The 351-nt window shown below is 56.1% G+C and carries 1 protein-coding gene; it reads right to left on the bottom strand.

From position 1 onward, the window contains the following. Positions 1 to 41: 41 nt before the first annotated feature. On the bottom strand, positions 42 to 351 hold a 310-nt coding region (locus tag Abin_RS15390; protein WP_048848558.1), incomplete at its 5' end, for an integrase core domain-containing protein.

The raw sequence follows: 351 nt of genomic DNA, 5'->3' as shown, positions 1-351 counted from the left end.
TGAACTGCCCCGGGTTTACCGGAGAGCGATTTATTCAGTAATCAGGCAGCGATATCAAGTCTGCTCTGATCTGCATAGAAGGCGCGTTCGGCTTCGGCGGGCGGCCTGTAGCCGATTGGCGCCAGCAGGCGTCGGTTGTTATACCAGTCCACCCATCTGAGGGTTTCCCATTCGACCTGCGTCATGGATTTCCATGGCCCCAGATGATGGATGACTTCGGCCTTGTATAAACCGTTGATGGTCTCAGCCAGTGCATTGTCGTAGCTGTCACCAACCGTGCCGACCGAGGCGTCGATGTCAGCCAGCGCCAGGCGTTCGGTATATCGGATCGATAGGTATTGGGCGGATTCA

It is taken from the genome of Acetobacter indonesiensis (assembly GCF_000963945.1).
Taxonomy (GTDB): Bacteria; Pseudomonadota; Alphaproteobacteria; order Acetobacterales; family Acetobacteraceae; genus Acetobacter; species Acetobacter indonesiensis.
Note: the sequence above shows the minus strand (reverse complement) of the source record. Positions and strands in the feature narration are given on the sequence as shown.